At 65.7% G+C, this 16,644-nt stretch carries 16 protein-coding genes; 10 read left to right on the forward strand and 6 right to left on the reverse strand.

What is annotated here, in order from left to right:
- Nucleotides 1-4: 4 nt before the first annotated feature.
- Nucleotides 5-1,033 (reverse strand): branched-chain amino acid ABC transporter permease, encoded by a 1,029-nt coding sequence (locus FIU94_RS12240; RefSeq protein WP_152466059.1) that lies wholly within the window; start codon nucleotides 1,031-1,033, stop codon nucleotides 5-7.
- A gap of 90 nt (nucleotides 1,034-1,123) precedes the next feature.
- On the reverse strand, nucleotides 1,124-2,467 hold the full coding sequence (locus FIU94_RS12245) for a substrate-binding protein (protein ID WP_152466060.1): 1,344 nt from the start codon (nucleotides 2,465-2,467) through the stop codon (nucleotides 1,124-1,126).
- A gap of 226 nt (nucleotides 2,468-2,693) precedes the next feature.
- Between FIU94_RS12245 and FIU94_RS12250 the strand changes: the two genes are divergently transcribed.
- The 5 genes from FIU94_RS12250 to FIU94_RS12270 all read left to right on the forward strand — a co-directional run bounded on the left by FIU94_RS12250 (nucleotide 2,694) and on the right by FIU94_RS12270 (nucleotide 8,687).
- Nucleotides 2,694-3,983: a short-chain fatty acyl-CoA regulator family protein gene (locus FIU94_RS12250; RefSeq protein WP_152466061.1), complete on the forward strand. Its 1,290-nt coding sequence runs from the start codon at nucleotides 2,694-2,696 to the stop codon at nucleotides 3,981-3,983.
- Nucleotides 3,984-4,090: 107 nt separating this feature from the next.
- Entirely contained in the window at nucleotides 4,091-4,462 is a 372-nt protein-coding gene (locus FIU94_RS12255) for a response regulator transcription factor (protein ID WP_152466062.1), read from the forward strand.
- 10 nt (nucleotides 4,463-4,472) lie between these two features.
- Nucleotides 4,473-4,757 carry a hypothetical protein gene (locus tag FIU94_RS12260; RefSeq protein ID WP_152466063.1) on the forward strand — a complete coding sequence of 95 codons (285 nt, stop codon included), beginning with the start codon at nucleotides 4,473-4,475 and terminating at the stop codon, nucleotides 4,755-4,757.
- Nucleotides 4,758-4,759: 2 nt separating this feature from the next.
- Nucleotides 4,760-7,468 (forward strand): sensor histidine kinase, encoded by a 2,709-nt coding sequence (locus FIU94_RS12265; protein WP_254702533.1) that lies wholly within the window; start codon nucleotides 4,760-4,762, stop codon nucleotides 7,466-7,468.
- A gap of 151 nt (nucleotides 7,469-7,619) precedes the next feature.
- Complete coding sequence (locus FIU94_RS12270) at nucleotides 7,620-8,687, forward strand: FliM/FliN family flagellar motor C-terminal domain-containing protein (RefSeq protein ID WP_172975899.1); 1,068 nt, start codon at nucleotides 7,620-7,622, stop codon at nucleotides 8,685-8,687.
- Between the two features lie 18 nt (nucleotides 8,688-8,705).
- Here FIU94_RS12270 and FIU94_RS12275 read toward each other — a convergent pair whose 3' ends face one another.
- A complete protein-coding gene (locus FIU94_RS12275) occupies nucleotides 8,706-9,128 on the reverse strand; it encodes a TIGR01244 family sulfur transferase (protein WP_152466065.1) in 423 nt (140 codons plus the stop codon).
- 93 nt (nucleotides 9,129-9,221) lie between these two features.
- Nucleotides 9,222-9,452 (reverse strand): hypothetical protein, encoded by a 231-nt coding sequence (locus FIU94_RS12280; protein ID WP_152466066.1) that lies wholly within the window; start codon nucleotides 9,450-9,452, stop codon nucleotides 9,222-9,224.
- Between the two features lie 104 nt (nucleotides 9,453-9,556).
- Between FIU94_RS12280 and FIU94_RS12285 the strand changes: the two genes are divergently transcribed.
- From FIU94_RS12285 to FIU94_RS12300, 4 genes are all read left to right on the forward strand, one after another.
- Nucleotides 9,557-9,841, forward strand: a complete 285-nt coding sequence (locus tag FIU94_RS12285; RefSeq protein ID WP_152466067.1) for a DUF2312 domain-containing protein — start codon at nucleotides 9,557-9,559, stop codon at nucleotides 9,839-9,841.
- An 81-nt stretch (nucleotides 9,842-9,922) separates the two neighbouring features.
- On the forward strand, nucleotides 9,923-10,852 hold the full coding sequence (locus FIU94_RS12290) for a type IV pili methyl-accepting chemotaxis transducer N-terminal domain-containing protein (protein WP_152466068.1): 930 nt from the start codon (nucleotides 9,923-9,925) through the stop codon (nucleotides 10,850-10,852).
- A 101-nt stretch (nucleotides 10,853-10,953) separates the two neighbouring features.
- The gene (tig, locus tag FIU94_RS12295; RefSeq protein ID WP_152466069.1) at nucleotides 10,954-12,285 is read left to right on the forward strand and encodes a trigger factor; all 1,332 of its coding nucleotides are present in this window, start codon (nucleotides 10,954-10,956) and stop codon (nucleotides 12,283-12,285) included.
- A 197-nt stretch (nucleotides 12,286-12,482) separates the two neighbouring features.
- A complete protein-coding gene (locus FIU94_RS12300) occupies nucleotides 12,483-13,160 on the forward strand; it encodes a nitroreductase (RefSeq protein ID WP_152466070.1) in 678 nt (225 codons plus the stop codon).
- 3 nt (nucleotides 13,161-13,163) lie between these two features.
- On the opposite strand, the gene FIU94_RS12305 is transcribed toward FIU94_RS12300, so the two are convergent.
- Nucleotides 13,164-14,084, reverse strand: coding sequence for a calcium/sodium antiporter (locus tag FIU94_RS12305; RefSeq protein ID WP_152466071.1), 921 nt, complete (start codon nucleotides 14,082-14,084; stop codon nucleotides 13,164-13,166).
- 127 nt (nucleotides 14,085-14,211) lie between these two features.
- Nucleotides 14,212-14,691, reverse strand: a complete 480-nt coding sequence (locus tag FIU94_RS12310; protein ID WP_152466072.1) for a transglycosylase SLT domain-containing protein — start codon at nucleotides 14,689-14,691, stop codon at nucleotides 14,212-14,214.
- 368 nt (nucleotides 14,692-15,059) lie between these two features.
- Here FIU94_RS12310 and FIU94_RS12315 point away from each other — a divergent pair, with 368 nt between their 5' ends.
- Nucleotides 15,060-16,580, forward strand: a complete 1,521-nt coding sequence (locus tag FIU94_RS12315) for an ABC-F family ATP-binding cassette domain-containing protein (protein WP_152466073.1) — start codon at nucleotides 15,060-15,062, stop codon at nucleotides 16,578-16,580.
- The last annotated feature ends 64 nt before the right edge of the window (nucleotides 16,581-16,644 follow it).

A 16,644-nucleotide genomic window follows, 5' to 3' on the forward strand; every position in this document is an offset into this window, starting at 1 on the left:
GTCTTTAGTCCTCCATCACGCCCTTGCGGCCCATCAGGCCACGGGGACGCGTCAGCAGAATGGCAATGGCCACGAGATAAATGATGATCTGGTCGATGCCGGGCAGGTAGTATTTGACCTCGTTCATCGAGGCGAAGCTTTCCAGGATGCCCAGCAGGAAACCTGCCAGCACCGCCCCGGGCAGGGAGCCCATGCCGCCGACCACGACGACCACGAAGCTCAGCACGAGGAAATCCATTCCCATGTGGTAGTTGGGCGAGTTGATCGGCGCGTACATCACGCCCGCCAGCCCCGCGACAGCGGCAGCGATGCCGAACATGATGGTAAAGCGGCGGTCGATGTCGATGCCCAGCAGGCCCACGGTCTCGCGGTCCGCCATCCCGGCCCGCACCACCATGCCGAAGGTGGTGAACTGCAGAAAGGCAAAGACCAGCCCGATGATGAGCGCCGAGAAAGCGAAGTAGATCAGCCGCCAGTAGGGATAGGCCAGGACCGCATCCAGACCCAGCAGCGCCCCGATGTCGAGGCTGCCGGCGAATGCGTCGGGCGCGGGCGTCGGGATCGGGTTCGCCCCGTACCACGCCTTGATGATCTCCTGCAGCACGATGGCCAGGCCGAAAGTCACCAGGATCTGGTCCGCATGCGGGCGCTTGTAGAAGTGCTTGATCAGGCCGCGTTCCATGACGAAGCCGATGACCAGCATGACCGGGATGGCCAGCAGGATGGCCAGTGGCACCGACCAGTCGATGATCGCGCCGCCCAGATCGGGGCCAAACCAGTTTTCCACCACCGGCGTCTTGACCTCCAGCGGGCGGCCCAGGAAATCCTTTTGCGTCTCGTCTACGGTGACGGTGGAAATCGTCAGGATGCGTTGCAGAGTGACCGCGCAGAAGGCGCCGATCATGAACAGCGCGCCATGCGCGAAGTTCACGACCCCCAGCGTACCGAAGATCAGCGTCAGCCCCAGCGCGATCAGCGCATAGGCGGACCCTTTGTCCAGGCCGTTCAGGATTTGCAGAAGGATTGCGTCCATTGTCCCCACCTCAGGCTGCACGCCACCCGCAGGTGGCAGGATAGGGCGGGTAAGACACCCGCCCTAGGATTGTCGTTCGGATTTGCGCGATCAGGCGCCGGGGTTGCACTCGCCCAGGTCGCCACCGGCGAACAGCGGGTGATCCGGCGGATAGGTGACCTGCTCGACCGGGGTCTGCTCGACGATTTCCAGCGTGTCGTACTCGGTGGTCGGGTCCTGGGTCCCGCGCACAACCAGAACGTCCTTGAAACACTGGTGATCGTCGGCCCGGTACAGGGTCGGACCGTTGCCCATTCCGTCGAATTCGAAGCCTTCCAGGGCTTCGGCGACCGCGCAGGGGTTGAACGAACCGGCCCGTTCCACGGCATCGGCATAAAGCAGCGTCTGCACGTAGCAGGTATGCGCCGAGTTTGACGGCGGACGGCCGTATTTCTCGCCAAAGGATCTGGTAAAGGCCTTGGACCCTTCATCCTGCAACTGCCAGTTCCAGTTCATGGAGCCCAGCACGCCCTTGATGTTCTCGCCCGCACCGGCGGCCATCAGCTCGGAATAGAGCGGCACGACGATTTCCATCTTCTTGCCATTCACCTGCTTGCTCAGCAGGTCGAACTGGATCGCGTTGGTCAGTGAGTTGACCATGTTCCCGCCGTAGTGGTTCAGCACCAGAACGTCGGCGCCAGAGTTCAGCACCGGCGCGATGTAGGACGAGAAGTCCGTGGTCGCCAGCGGCGTCAGCACGTTGTTGGCCGTCTGCCAGCCCATCGCCTCGGTCGCGGCCTGGATCGACTCCTGCTGGGTCCAGCCCCAGTTGTAGTCGGCCGTCAGGTGGTAGGCTGTTCGGTCGGTGCCGTATTCGGCCTTGAGCACGGGCGCGAGCGCCGCGGCGGACATGTAGGCGTTGAAGAAGTGACGGAAACCGTTGGCCTTCTTGTCCTTGCCGGTGGTGTCGTTGGCGTGGGTCAGACCCGCCATGAAGATCACGCCGGCGGACTGGCAGAGATCCTGCACCGCCACGGCCACGCCCGAGGACGAGCCGCCGTTGATCATGATCGCGCCGTCCTTCTGGATCATCGACTGGGCCGACGCGCGTGCCGCATCGGATTTCGTCTGCGTGTCACCGGTGACGTACTGCACCTTCTTGCCCAGAATCCCGTTACCTTTCAGCGCCTTGGAGCTGAAGGTGTTCATCATGCCGCCGTCGCCTTCGCCGTTCAGGTGCTCAACGGCAAGCTCTTGGGCGCGCAGCTCGTCAAGGCCCTCTTCGGCGTAGGGGCCGGTCTGCGGCACGTTGAAGCCCAGTGTTACCGTGCTGCCCGTGGGCGCGTTGGTGAATCCGCTTTCCTGTGCGCGCAGATAGGTGGGCAGCGCAAGGCCCGCACCGGCCACGGCGCTGGTCTTGATCAGCCCACGGCGTGTCAGTTTCGAAAATGACATGAATTCCTCCCGATTTGTAAATGTCTGCCGGTTTCCTCCCACCGGCACACATCGCACTTTGTGCAAACACTTTATCGCGCGGCTTGTGAAACCCATCAATAAGTCCTTTGAACTCCGTCATAATTCTGTAAATATCTTCGCAATAAATTAGCTGGATCGGTAAATATCATGATATTGCAGCGCAGAAACACATTGAAATTTCACGTTTTTGCCGGGGCGCTTGGGCATGGCGCGTGAGGGGCTGACCGGCAGCCGCATCCGCGAGAGGCGGATCATGGCGTCGCTCAAACAGGCCGAGCTGGCGCGCGCCATCGGCATTTCGGCGAGCTATCTCAATCTCATCGAACACAACAAACGCAGAATCGGCGGAAAGCTGCTGTTGGACATCGCGGCGGCGCTGGAGGTCGAGCCGCAGACCCTGAGCGAAGGGGCGGAGGCCACGCTGATCGCGGCCCTGCGCGAAGCGGCGCACGAGGCGGGGCTGAGCGCCGCGGAATCCGGCCGGGCCGAGGAATTCGCGAGCCGTTTTCCCGGCTGGGCGGATGTGCTGTCCGGCGCCCGCCGCCGGATCGACGCGCTGGAGGCGACGGTGGAGGCGCTGACCGACAGGTTGGGCCACGATCCGTACCTCGCCGCCTCCATGCACGAACTTCTGACCACCGCCGCCGCGGTCCGCTCCACCGCGTCGATCCTGGCGGAAACCAAGACGTTGCAGCCCGAATGGCGCGACCGCTTCCATGCCAACCTGAACGAGGACAGCGACCGGCTGTCCACCAGCGCGCAGAACCTGGTGGCCTACCTGGACGCCGAGACCGGATCCGACGATGCGGTCAGTTCGCCCCAGGAAGAGGTCGAGGCCTTTCTGTCCGCCCAGGGCTTCAGCTTCGATGCGCTGGAACAGCCAGAGGCCCCGGACGGCGTGATTGAGGACCTCGTGGCTGAGGAACCGGCGCTGCGGTCGCCCGCCGCACGGTTCATCGCGCGGGCGGTGCTGCGCCAGGTGGCGCGCGATGCCGCCGGGCTGCCGCTGGGCCGCCTTCGCGACGCGGTCGAGACCTGCGGGGTAGAGCCGTTGCAGCTGGCCCGGACGCTGGACCAGCCGGTGGGCCGCATCCTGCGCAGGCTGGCCGCGCTGCCCGAGCTGGAGGCAGGGCTGATCGTCTGCGACCGCTCCGGCACCGTCACTTTCCGCAAGTCGGTGGACGGGTTTTCCGTGCCCCGTCACGGGGCGTGCTGCCCGCTGTGGCCGCTGTTCGCGGCGCTTGGCCAGCCGGGTGCGATCATCGCCTGCCGGGTGGGTCAGATGGGGCGCGCACAGGGGCTGTTCCAAAGCTATGCGCTGAGCGAACCGGTGGGGCCGCAGGACTACAACATGCCGCCGATGTTGCGGTCGAACATGCTGCTTTTGCCGGTGCCGGAGGGTGCCGCACCGGAGATGCCGGTGGGCGTGACCTGCCGGATTTGCCCGCGTGAGGAGTGTGCCGCCCGGCGGGAGCCTTCGATCCTCAGCGCCTGAGCCTCGGGCGACCGCGCCTGAATGTTGCACGGCTTTGACAGCTTGCAACTTCCGGTGCATGTTGACGTGCGGTCCGAAGAGTCCGCAAGGGGGAGGGATAATCGCGCATGAACAAGCATGTCGTGCTGGTGGAGGACGAGCTGAACATCGCCGAAGCCATCCGCTTTGTGCTGTCGAATGACGGCTGGCGGGTAGAGACTCTGGCCAACGGGCTGAACGCTGTCGAGGTGATCCGCAAGGCCAACCCCGACCTGGTGCTGCTGGACGTGATGCTGCCGGGGCGCAGCGGGTTCGAGATCTTGCATGACCTGCGCGCCGATCCGCTGTTTGCCGATCTGCCGGTGATGATGCTGACGGCCCGCGGCCAGAGCCGCGACCGCGAGATGGCGCGCAAGGCCGGGGTCAGCAGGTTCATGACCAAGCCCTTTTCCAACGCCGAGATGCTGGAGGCCGTGCGCGAACTGACGGCTTCGGCCTGAGGCGGCGGCGATGGCCCCACGCCGCATTTTCCTTGAGCGCCGCAGCTACCGGATGCGCCGGATGATGGATGCCGTCCGGCTGTGGCCGCTGGTGGGCCTGGGGCTGTGGATGGTGCCGCTACTCTGGCCGATGTCCGGCGACGGCACCGGTGCGGCCATGCCGATGTCGGCGGCGCTGCGCTATCTCTTCGGGGTCTGGGTGCTGCTGATCCTCGGCGCGCTGGCGCTGTGGTGGCGCACCGGGCGCGGCGCACGGGAAGACGTCGCAACCGACCCGGCCAACCGGCAGGGCTGAAGGTGGCGCTGAACGAGCTTGTCCTGGTCTGCCTGGCCTATGTGGCCGGGCTGTTCCTTGTTGCCTTTCTGGCCGAACGGGCGGCGTTGCGGGGGCAGGGGGCGGCGCTGCTGCGGTCTCCGCTGGTCTATACATTGTCGCTGTCGATCTACTGCACCGCCTGGACCTTCTACGGCGCCGTCGGCTATGCCGCCCGGTCGGGGCTGGAATTCGTCACCATCTACCTCGGGCCGAGCCTGGTGATGATCGGCTGGTGGTGGATCCTGCGCCGCCTCGTGCGCATCGGACGCAGCCAGCGGGTAACATCCATCGCCGACCTGATCTCAAGCCGCTATGGCAAGTCCAATAGCCTGGCGATCATCGTGACGCTGATGGCGGTGATCGGCGTCACCCCCTATATCGCGCTGCAATTGCAGTCGGTGGTGCTGTCGCTGTCGATCTTTGCGGCCAACAGCAACGGCAGCAGCTATAACCCGGTCAGCGCGGCCCTTTGGGTTGCAGGCGGGCTGGCGCTGTTCACCGTGCTTTTCGGGACCCGCAACCTGAATGTGAACGAACGCCATCACGGCGTGGTGATCGCCATCGCGGTGGAGGCCATTGTCAAGCTGGTGGCCTCGCTGGCAGTAGGTATCTTCGTGGTCTGGGGCCTGGGCGGCGGGGTGGCGCAGACGCTGGCGCGGGTCGATGCCTCGGCAATCGGTGAATGGCAGGTGCAGGGCGGCCGCTGGGCCGCGCTGACGCTGTTGTCGGCGGCGGCCTTTCTCTGTCTGCCGCGGATGTTTCAGGTCATGGTGGTCGAGAACGACGATGAGCGGCATCTTCAGATCGCCTCCTGGGCGTTTCCGCTTTACCTGCTGTTGATGAGCCTTTTCGTGGTGCCCATCGCGGTGGTCGGGCTTGACCTGATGCCGCCGGGGTCGAACCCGGATCTCTTCGTGCTCAGCCTGCCGCTGAGCCAAGGCCGGGACAGCCTGGCCATGCTGTCCTTCCTCGGGGGGTTCTCCTCGGCCACCTCGATGGTGATCGTGGCAACCCTGGCATTGTCGACCATGGTGTCGAACCACATCGTCATGCCGATCTGGCTCAGCACCCGCCAGCGCGGCGCGGTACAATCGGGCGACGTGCGGCAGGTGGTTCTGCTGGCCCGGCGGTTGTCGATCCTGCTGATCATCGCGCTGGGTGTGCTGTATTACCGGGTCTCCGGCGGCAGCGCGGCCCTTGCCGCCATCGGCACGATCTCTTTCGGAGGGGTGGCGCAGTTCCTGCCGGCGCTGCTGGGCGGCATCTTCTGGCGCGGCGCGACGCGGACCGGGGCGCTTTGCGGTCTGGGGGTCGGCTTTGCCATCTGGGTCTTTACCATGTTGCTGCCCAGCTTCGGCGCGGATGCGGCGCTTTCCGGGGAAACCTTTGCGCAGGGGCTATGGGGGCTGTCGTGGCTGCGCCCCGAGGCCCTGTTCGGTATCGAAGGGCTGGACCCGACCGTTCATGCGGTGGTCTGGTCGCTGTCGCTCAACACGCTGGCATTCCTGGCGGTGTCCATCGTCAGCTTCCCGACCCCGATCGAACGGCTGCAGGGGGCGCAGTTCGTCAACGTGCTGGAGCATTCCGGCGCCGCCCGCAGCTGGAGCGCCTCGGTCGCGGGCAGCGAGGACCTGATGATCATGGCGCAGCGCATCCTCGGCGCGCCAGAGGCGCAGGCGTTCTTCCGGGCAGAGGCTGAGGCGCAGGGACTGAGCGGCGGTCTGCCAGAGCCCACGCCCGCCTTCGTGCAGGCGCTGGAGCGGGAACTGGCAGGATCTGTCGGCGCGGCCACCGCACATGCGATGGTCAGCCAGATCGTCGGCGGCACGTCGGTGTCGGTGCAGGACCTGCTGGCGGTGGCCGACGAATCCGCGCAGATGCTGGAATATTCCAGTCAGCTGGAACAGAAATCGCGCGAATTGACCGAAACCGCGGCCAAATTGCGCAGCGCCAACGAGAAGCTGACCCAGCTGTCGCTGCAAAAGGACGGCTTTCTCAACCAGATCAGTCACGAACTGCGCACCCCCATGACCTCGATCCGGTCGTTTTCCGAGATCCTGCGCGACACGGGCAAACTGTCAGAGGCGGACAAGACCCGCTATGCGTCGATCATTCATTCCGAAACCCTGCGTCTGACGCGCCTGCTGGACGAGCTGCTGGACCTCTCGGTGCTGGAGAACGGCCAGGTGACGCTGCGCATGGGCGAGGACCGGCTGGCAGCGATCCTGGACCGCGCGGTGACGACGGCGCTGGCGGGGGCGGGGCCCGCCCTGGGCGTGACCCGCGAGATCGGCGCGCCCGATCTGGTCCTGCACACGGACATCGACCGGCTGGTGCAGGTCTTTATCAACCTGGTGTCGAACGCCCGCAAATACTGCGACGCTGAGGCCCCGCGGCTGATCATCCGCAGCCAGCGTCATGCCGAGGGGCTGTGGGTCGATTTCATCGACAACGGCAGTGGCATCGACGCCGAGGTGCAATCGGTGATCTTCGAGAAGTTCTTTCGCATCGACGGTGCCGAGGCCGAGGGCGTCGGTCTTGGTCTGGCGATCTGCCACGAGATCATGACGCGGCTGGGCGGCAACGTGCAGTATCTGCCGCAGCAAAGCGGGACCGCCTTTCGTGTCAGCCTGCCGAAAAGCGCCCTGCTGGCGGGGGGCGAAAAGGCTGGACCTGTCCCCGCCTCTTAAGGTGCTGGTAACAGGTCCGCGTTAGGTCTGGCGCAGGATTCACGAGCAATTGGATGCCATGGCGCAGGCGCAGCAGAATTCAGATAGCGGGGTTGGCTCTGCCCTGCGGCACATGACCGATCGGGGGCGTGCGTCGCATCAGGCACGGGCGATGACGTTGCCCAAGGCGCTGCGCCTTGGGCTGGCGAAGGCGGGGGATGATCTGATGGACCTCGCGCTGGCGGCCCTCGCCATCCGGGTGGAAGAGGTCCCAGGCGACGCGATCCAGGACTGTCTTGACGCGCGGAACCTGCTGATGCTGCTCGACGGTCCCGGCGGGCGCCCCGCGGCGGCGATATTGGACCCGCTGCTGGTGGGCGCTTTGCTCCAGCAGCAGACCATGGCCCGGGTGCTGCCCGACGCGGGGGGCGAGCCGCGCCAGATGACCAACACAGATGCGGCGGTGACGGCGCCGTTTGTCGACGCCCTGATCGCCCGCGCCGCCGCCTTGCCCGACAATGCGCAGGACCGGCGGCTTGTCGAAGGGTACAGCTTTGGCAGCCGGGTAGAGAGCCCGCGTTTGCTGGCGCTGGCCCTGGAAGAGCCGGAATACCGGCTGATCAGCCTGACGGTGGATATCGCGGGCGGCGTGCGGCAGGGGCAGATCCAGCTTGTCCTGCCGCTGCCGGTGGCGGAGGATGCATCCGCCCCGGCCCCTGCGCCGGGGGCCGCTGCGCCTGCGCAGGCGGCGCCGCCCGTCAGCCTGGGCGACACGGCGCTCTCGCTCGAAGTCGGCCTGCAGGTCGCGCTGACCCGCCTGCGGCTGCCGCTGGCCCACCTGGGCCGTTTGCGCGTGGGCGACGTCCTGCCGCTGGACGGGGCGCGCTTTGACCGGGCAGAGGTGCTGAACCCCGCGGGCGGCAGGCTGGCGCGGGGGGTGCTGGGCCAGATGGACGGCTGCCGCGCCCTGCGCATCGTGCCTCAGGAGGCCGGTACCGACGCGCCCAGGCGGCGGTCCACGGACCGGGCCGATCTGGCACAGGCGGAACCGGCCCCGCTGGCCAGTGAACCGGTCATTCCCGCAGGCCCGGAGACCCAGACACCGGACCCCGATCCCGCGCCGCCGCCGATGCCGGATCTGTCCGATCTGCCGGAACTGGACCTGCCGCCGCTGGACGGGCTGCCGGACCTTGACGATCTGCCTGACCTGGACGGGCTGCCGGACCTCAAGGTAGGCTGACCCAGGCGCGGGCGGGTGTCAGGTAAAGGGCGCGTCCAGTGCGGGGCGGATGTTGGTGATGTCGTAGCCGCCCGTGCGCGCGGCGGCGACGATGTCGTCCCCCGGCATCCGACCGGCCTGACCCAGCGCCCAGGCGATCGTCGACCGCGTGCCCGACGCGCAATAGGCCAGCACCACATCGTCCGTGTCCGCCCCCAGCGCACGGTTCCGGGCGATCACCTCGGGGACCATGGTCTGATGGGTCAGCGGCTGCACCTCGAAAGCGATGCCTGCCGCCTCTGCCGCGGCGCGCAGCGCCTCGGCCTGGTGGCTCGGCGGTACTTCGGCATCGGGACGGTTGCACAGAATGCGGGTGATGCCGGCGGCGCGGATGGCCTCCATATCGGACGGGTCGATCTGAGGGGCCACGAAATAGCGGGGGGTGAGTTGTCGGATATCCATGACCCGATTTACGCCGGGCCGATGCCTTCTGTCCAGCCGTGCGTTGCAGATCGGCGCGGCAGGTTTCGCCGCCTCTCGGAATCCCGTGCGATCTCAGCCCAGAAAGATGCCGACGATGACCATCATCAGGCCGATCACCGACAGAAACAGCGCCCCCAGGTTCAGCGGGATCGCCGATTTCAGCACCGCGCGCATGGCCTCGTCGTCCAGCTTGGCGCGCTTGGCCCGCGACACGCTGACGATGCACCACACAAGGCCCAGCAGACCCAGCAGCGAAATTGCCGCGCCGGTCCAGATCACGATGTCCAGTATGTTCGTTTCCATGCCGCTTCCGCTACGCCAAAGGGCGGGGCGGATCAAGTGCGTCTTGCAGGGCGCGCGGCGCGCGAGTAGTCAGTGCCGAAACACCCCAAGCGCAGGAGCACGCAATGAGTGATACAGGCACCAACCCCGACGTTGTCGAAACCGTGGGCGATGCGACCTATCGCGTGACCGCCAATGAGCTGCGCCAGTTCATCGAACGGATCGAACGGCTGGACGCCGAGAAAAAGGATCTTGCCGAACAGCAGAAGGAAATCATGGCCGAAGCCAAGGCGCGCGGCTATGACACCAAGGTCATGCGCAAGGTCATCGCGCTGCGCAAGCGCGACAAGGACGACATCGCCGAAGAGGAAGCGGTGCTGGAGATGTACAAGGAAGCCCTGGGCATGTGAACCGCACACCGGGCAAGCCCGATTAACGTGACGGAAAACCTTTGCGCCTAAGAGCAGTTCACCGGAACTGAGGGATGGCGTATGACACGGGCTGCAATCACAGGACGAAAAAGTGTGTTTCTCGGGGCCTTGCGCGGGGTCTTGGCCCTTTCATTTGTGGCTGTGACGTGCCTTGCCCCCACTGTCGGGGCGGCTGACACCGCCGCGGTGCAGGCCGCGAACGCGCAAACGCGCATCAATCTGGCGGGGCGTCAGCGTATGCTGACCCAGCGGATGACAAAGGCGGTTTGCCTCGCGCTGCCCGGAAAGGCCGATGCGCAGTGGCGCGAACAGGCGCTTGCCGCCGCCGTCACCTTCGAGGAAACGCTGCACGGGCTGCGTGCGGGGTCGCCGGAGGCCGGTCTGGCACCTGCCCAGACGGCGCAGGAACGTGCGGCGCTGGAGACTGTTCAAGAGGTGTCCGCCGCCTTCACCGCGTCGGTCAAGCAGCTGGCGTCGCGCGACCTGCATTCGGTCGCCATGCAGATCGTGATCGCGCGCAACCTGACCGTGCTGACCCGGATGAACGAGGCTGTCGGCGTCATCGAAGCCAATGCAGGGCGGGGCGACAGCGACCCGGTCGTTGCCGCCACGATCAACCAGGCGGGCCGGCAACGGATGCTGAGCCAGCGCATGGCCAAGAACCTGTGCCTGCTCGCCGTGGATCTGGACCGCGAACGCAGCCTGAAGGACCTGTCGCAAAGCGCGGCCCTGTTCTCGGACACGCTGGATGGCCTGCTGCACGGCAACGCCGCGGGCAATCTGCTGGCCCCGCCGACCCCTGGGATCGCGGCAAAGCTGGGACAGGTGAGCGATATGTGGCGTTCGCTGCACCCCGTGATCGCGCAGGTGCAGGCGCAGGGCACGATCGGGGAGGCCGAGTTGCTGGACGCTGTGGCGCAGCTGGACCGCATTCTGGTCGAGATGAATGCCGCCGTCACCCTTTGGGCGGCCTATTCCGGCTCATCCTGAAAGCCTGGCGCGACCCCCTTGCAAGCGGTCTGCAACATCCATAGAAGGGCGGAAATTTATCCGCGCCCCCCGGCGCGGCCTTTTTCTTATGGAGCACGGGAATGCAGGTCACCGAGACACTGAACGAAGGTCTGAAACGCGGCTATGCCATCAAGCTGACGGCGGACGAACTGGACGCCAAGGTCAACGAGAAGCTGGCAGAGGCACAGCCCGACGTCGAGATGAAGGGCTTTCGCAAGGGCAAGGTGCCGCTGGCGCTGCTGAAGAAGCAATTCGGTCAGCGGGTGATGGGCGAAGCGATGCAGGAAAGCATCGACGGCGCCATGAACGAGCACTTTGAAAAGTCCGGCGACCGTCCCGCGATGCAGCCCGAGGTCAAGATGACCAACGAGGACTGGAAGGAAGGCGACGATGTCGAGGTCGCGATGACCTACGAGGCGCTGCCCGAGATCCCCGAGATCGACATGTCCAAGATCAAGCTGGAAAAGCTGGTGGTGAAGGCCGACGACGCCGCCATCGACGAGGCGCTGAAGAACCTGGCCGAGACCGCGCAGGATTTCAAATCCCGCAAGAAAGGCGCCAAGGCCAAGGACGGCGACCAGGTCGTGATGGATTTCGTCGGCAAGGTGGACGGCGAAGCCTTCGAAGGCGGCTCGGCGGAAGATTATCCGCTGGTGCTGGGCTCCAACTCCTTCATCCCCGGCTTCGAAGAGCAGTTGGTCGGCGTGAAGGCGGGTGAGGAAAAGGCAGTCACCGTCAGTTTCCCCGACGACTACCAGGCCGAGCATCTCAAGGGCAAGGAAGCCGTCTTTGACTGCACCATCAAGGACGTCAAGGAACCCGTCGCGGCGGAAATCAACGACGAACTGGCGACCAAATTCGGGTCCGAGGATCTGGAAGGACTGAAAAAGCAGATCGCGGAACGTCTTGAGGCGGAATATGCCGGTGCCTCCCGCGCGGTCATGAAGCGCGGCCTGCTGGATGAGCTGGACAAGATGGTCAGCTTCGATCTGCCGCCTTCGCTGGTGGAAGCCGAGGCAGGCCAGATCGCGCATCAACTGTGGCACGAGGACAACCCGGACGTCCAGGGTCACGACCATCCCGAGATCGAGACCACGGAAGAGCACAAGAAGCTGGCGGAACGCCGGGTGCGTCTTGGCCTGCTGCTGGCCGAGATCGGTCAGAAGGCCGAGGTCGAAGTGTCGGATGCCGAGATGACTCAGGCGATCATGAACCAGGCGCGTCAGTACCCGGGTCAGGAACGCCAGTTCTTTGAATTCGTGCAGCAGAACCAGCAGATGCAGCAGCAGCTGCGCGCCCCGCTGTTCGAGGACAAGGTTGTCGACCACATCGCCGAACAGGCGAAAGTGGACGAAAAAGAAGTCTCAAAGGAAGAGCTTCAGAAGGCGGTCGAGTCGCTCGACGACGAATAATCCGCGATCCATCGCGTTTCGAGGCCGCGTCCGAAAGGGCGCGGTCTCTTGCATTTGCGGATGGGGTTTTTCCGAACAAGCCGGGCGCGGCTTTTTCGGAACCGCCGGTCGCGTGCCGCCACGTTACCGCCGACGCCGATTGTCCCCGGACCGGCCAGCGTGCATTCTGCGCGCAAAGGGGCAGGAGGAACATCGCTATGGAACTGGATCAGGCCATGCTGGAGCGGCGCAGCGTCCGGGGGTTCACCAGGGACCCGGTTCCGCGCGCGCTGCTGGAAGAGATCATCGCGCTTGCCCTGCGCGCGCCGTCGTCGATGAACACGCAGCCTTGGCATTTGCACGTGCTGACGGGAGAACCGCTGGAAAAGGTGCGCGAGGGCAATTCCACCCGGATGCTGGACGGTGTGCCGCCCCAGCGCGAGATCAGCGACCACGGCAGCTACGAGGGGGTCCATCGTGACCGGCAGGTCGAGATCGCCAAGCAGCTCTTCGGCGCCATGGGCATCGCGCGCGAGGACAAGGAGCGGCGGCAGGACTGGGTGATGCGCGGATTTCGGCAGTTCGATGCGCCGGTGTCCATCGTGGTCTGTTTCGACAAGAGCCTGACGGAGCGGGGGACGATCGCCCATTTCGATCTGGGCGCCGTGACCTATGGTCTGGTCCTCGCCGCCTGGAGCAGGGGGCTGGGCACGGTCATCAACGGGCAGGGGATCATGCAATCGCCCGTGGTGCGCGAACATGCGCAGATCCCCGAAGATCAGGTGATCCTGACCTGCGTCGCGATGGGCTGGCCCGACGACAGCTTTTCCGCCAATGCGGTGCGGTCGACCCGGCGGGAGGTGGCAGAGGTCGCGCGGTTTGTCGGTTTCGACTGACCCTCAACCGAGGATCAGCAGCCCGGTGTAGGCGGCATAGCCTGCCAGCAGGGCGGCACCTTCGCCCCGGCTGATCCGCCGCCCGGTGGCCCCCATGATCAGGACCGCCACCGCGGCGGCCGCCATGACCCAGACGTCCAGCGTGATGAATTGCGCCGGCACCTGCATCGGCCGGACCAGTGCGGTGACGCCGAGGATGCCCAGCACGTTGAAGATATTGCTGCCGATGACGTTCCCGAAGGCCATGTCGGCCTGTCCCTTGCGCGCCGCGACAAGGGACGTCACCAGTTCGGGCAGGGACGTGCCGACGGCCACGATGGTCACGCCGATCAGTGCTTCGGTCACCCCCCAGGCGGCGGCCAGAGAGACCGCGCCGCTCACCAAAGCCCGCGCGGCGAGGATCGTCACGATGAGACCGGCCAGCACCCCGAGCGCGGCACGCCAGAGCGGCGGGGCGGGTGCGGCCTCGAATTCGGCAGAGGGGTCATTGCGGCGCAGGGCCGTGAACAGGTACAGCGCCAGACCGGCGACCAGCAGCAGCCCCAGCGGGCGGTCGATGCTGCCCCAGAGCACCAGCGCCAGGGTCGCCAGTGTCGCGCCCAGCATCACCATGCCGTCGCGTGTCAGTGTGCCCCGTGCCACCGCCATCGGGCTGAGCGCACAGGTCAGCCCGAGAATCAGCAGGATGTTGGCGATGTTGCTGCCGATCACGTTGCCCATCGCGATACCGGGAGATCCGGCCAGCGCCGCCTGGACCGAGGTGACAAGCTCGGGCATGGATGTGCCGAACCCCACCAGCGTCAGCCCGATCACGAGGGGGGAGACCCCCCAGCGGGTGGCCAGACCCACCGCGCCGTCCACAAGCCAGTTGCCGCCCAGAAGAAGCCCCGCAAAGCCGGTGGCGATAAGCAGAAGGTCAATCATGTCGAGGGTCCGAACAGGCCGGGAACAACGCAGGGCCAATCACCACGCCGTCCGGTAGCGCCAAGATCATGGCGCTCCGGTCATGCTTCAAGGGGCGGTGAAAAATATTGGCCCTCAGTGGCGCGGATCAGCCGTCGCGCAGACCGGTTTCCACCAGCATGCCCCGGCGCTTGGCTTCGTAGTAGTAGCCGCGTGCGTACCATTTGATCGCGGTCGCGTGGTCGCCGTCCGACAGCAGCCAGGCCCCGCGCAGGTATTTCAGCGCATACTCAAGATTGGTATCGGCATCCAGCAGATCGGAAGGTGCGCCCCTGAACCCCATCGACCGGGCGGTGGCGGGCAGGATCTGCAACAGGCCGTAGTAAGGGCCATTGCGCGCCTTGGGGTTGTGGGTGCTTTCGCGGATCGCCAGCCGGTGGACCAGCGGGCGCGGCAGGTCGTAATGGTCTGCCCAGAAGTTGATTTTCTGCCGCAGTTCGGGCGTTTCGTTGGCATGCAGCGGAATGGCCGGGCGGGGGGGCTCCTGCACCTGCGGGGCCGCGGAACAGGCAGAGACAGCAGCGGCACAGAGCACGGCCAGTGCGGCACGACGGGCTTTATAAAGCATGGTTGGATTCGCGATTGTGGAAACTTCGCCGAAGATACCGGCAGAGCGGGCCTGGGCAAGGTTGCAGCCGGACCATGCGCGGGAAGTCGCAAAACGATGCGCGGGAAATGGCGCAACGCCCGGCCGGGGGCCTTTCCTTGGGGCCATTTTCCGAACCCTTGCGCCTGATACCGAAGTTTTCTAAGCTTTTGGAATGGAACACACGCACAAGGGAGGGCACGAGCTGAGCATGCGCATCATCCGCCGACTTCAGCATGGTCCCCGTTTCGCCCTGTAAATCCGTTTGCAGGGCTGGTCAGAGAGACATGATTTCGATCTGCCTGCCCAAGGCCGCGTTGCGGCATCCTTTCGTCTGATCCGAGAGTCCCATGTCACTCATCACCATCAACGCTTTGGGCGTCACCCTTGGCGCACCCCTTTTCTCTGACCTTTCTTTCACATTGTCCAAGGGCGACCGGCTGGGCCTGGTCGCCGCCAACGGGCGGGGCAAGACCACGTTGCTGCACTGCCTCGCCGGTCTGGCGGACCCAACCACCGGCGACATCACGCGCGCGCGGGGCCTGCGGGTCGGCGTTGTGGCGCAGGACCTGCCGCAGGACGCGCTGGACCAGACGCTGTACGACCGGGTTCTGGCGGCGCTACCGGCGGAACAGGCCGACTACGACGGCTGGCGGGTGGACATGGTTCTGGCCGATCTGCAAGTGCCCCATGACCTGCAGCAAAGGCCCCTGCGGGACCTGAGCGGCGGCTGGCGGCGCACGGCGATGCTGGCCGCGGCCTGGATCACCGAGCCGGACGTGCTGTTGCTGGATGAGCCGACCAACCATCTGGACCTGCGCCGCATCGGATTGCTGCAGGATTGGCTGGCCGCCCTGCCGCGCGATGTGGCGGTCGTGGTCACATCGCATGATCGGGCGTTTCTGGATGCGGCGACCAGCCGGACCCTGTTCCTGCGCGCGGAACGGTCCCGCATGTTCCAGCTGTCCTTCACGGCGGCGCGGGCGGCGCTGGAGGCGGCGGATGCAGCCGATGAACGCCGCTTTGCCAATGATCTGAACAAGGCGCAGCAGCTGCGCAGGCAGGCCGCCAAGCTGAAGAACATCGGCATCAACTCCGGGTCGGACCTGTTGGTGGTCAAGACCAGGCAGTTGAACGAACGTGCCGCGCGGATGGAGGCCACCGCACGGCCCGCGCATCAGGACCGCGGCGCCGGGGATATCAGGCTGGCCAACAGCGGGACACATGCCAAGGCGCTGATTACATTGGACGATGTCGAGGTCGAGACCCCGGATCGCGTGCCTTTGTACCGCACCGGTCGGAAATGGATCCTGCCGGGGGATCGGGTTGTCCTGCTGGGCGCGAACGGCACCGGCAAGACACGGCTGATGCAGATGATCCAGCGCGCGCTGGACGGGTCGGACAGCCCGGTGAAATGCGCGCCTTCGGTCGTTGCGGCCGTGTCAGATCAGCATCTGGCCCAGCTGCGGGACGGAGATACGCCGATCGCCGCCGTCACCCGCGGCTTCGACATCGGGGATCAGCGGGCCCGCGACGTGCTGGCGGGCGCCGGGGTGGAGATCGGGATGCAGAACAGGAAGATCGGCGCGCTGTCGGGCGGGCAGAAGGCGCGGCTGGCCATGCTGATCCTGCGGCTGAAGAACCCCAACTTCTACCTGCTGGATGAACCCACGAACCACCTGGACATCGAGGGGCAGGAGGCGCTGGAAGATGAACTGATCGCCCATGAGGCGTCCTGCCTGCTGGTCAGCCACGACCGCAGTTTCCTGCGCCGGGTCGGAACGCGGTTCTGGTGGATACGGGGCAGGAAGCTGGAAGAGGTCGACAGCCCGGAGCCGTTCCTGGCCACGCAGATGGCCACAGGCGGGTAGGGCGGTTTGCCCAAGCGCCTTGCCGTGGCGCCAAAAGAAAACGCCGCGCGGATGTCTCCGCGCG

This window comes from Sulfitobacter sp. THAF37, from assembly GCF_009363555.1.
In the GTDB taxonomy this organism is placed as follows: Bacteria; Pseudomonadota; Alphaproteobacteria; order Rhodobacterales; family Rhodobacteraceae; genus Sulfitobacter.

Excerpts from the sequence above, each read along its gene's own strand:
- FIU94_RS12240 (WP_152466059.1), bottom strand. The coding sequence starts at position 1,033 with ATGGACGCAATCCTTCTGCAAATCCTGAACGGCCTGGACAAAGGGTCC.
- FIU94_RS12245 (WP_152466060.1), bottom strand. The coding sequence starts at position 2,467 with ATGTCATTTTCGAAACTGACACGCCGTGGGCTGATCAAGACCAGCGCC.
- FIU94_RS12250 (WP_152466061.1), top strand. The coding sequence starts at position 2,694 with ATGGCGCGTGAGGGGCTGACCGGCAGCCGCATCCGCGAGAGGCGGATC.
- FIU94_RS12255 (WP_152466062.1), top strand. The coding sequence starts at position 4,091 with ATGAACAAGCATGTCGTGCTGGTGGAGGACGAGCTGAACATCGCCGAA.
- FIU94_RS12260 (WP_152466063.1), top strand. The coding sequence starts at position 4,473 with ATGGCCCCACGCCGCATTTTCCTTGAGCGCCGCAGCTACCGGATGCGC.
- FIU94_RS12270 (WP_172975899.1), top strand. The coding sequence starts at position 7,620 with ATGACGTTGCCCAAGGCGCTGCGCCTTGGGCTGGCGAAGGCGGGGGAT.
- FIU94_RS12275 (WP_152466065.1), bottom strand. The coding sequence starts at position 9,128 with ATGGATATCCGACAACTCACCCCCCGCTATTTCGTGGCCCCTCAGATC.
- FIU94_RS12280 (WP_152466066.1), bottom strand. The coding sequence starts at position 9,452 with ATGGAAACGAACATACTGGACATCGTGATCTGGACCGGCGCGGCAATT.
- FIU94_RS12285 (WP_152466067.1), top strand. The coding sequence starts at position 9,557 with ATGAGTGATACAGGCACCAACCCCGACGTTGTCGAAACCGTGGGCGAT.
- FIU94_RS12290 (WP_152466068.1), top strand. The coding sequence starts at position 9,923 with ATGACACGGGCTGCAATCACAGGACGAAAAAGTGTGTTTCTCGGGGCC.
- tig (WP_152466069.1), top strand. The coding sequence starts at position 10,954 with ATGCAGGTCACCGAGACACTGAACGAAGGTCTGAAACGCGGCTATGCC.
- FIU94_RS12300 (WP_152466070.1), top strand. The coding sequence starts at position 12,483 with ATGGAACTGGATCAGGCCATGCTGGAGCGGCGCAGCGTCCGGGGGTTC.
- FIU94_RS12305 (WP_152466071.1), bottom strand. The coding sequence starts at position 14,084 with ATGATTGACCTTCTGCTTATCGCCACCGGCTTTGCGGGGCTTCTTCTG.
- FIU94_RS12310 (WP_152466072.1), bottom strand. The coding sequence starts at position 14,691 with ATGCTTTATAAAGCCCGTCGTGCCGCACTGGCCGTGCTCTGTGCCGCT.
- FIU94_RS12315 (WP_152466073.1), top strand. The coding sequence starts at position 15,060 with ATGTCACTCATCACCATCAACGCTTTGGGCGTCACCCTTGGCGCACCC.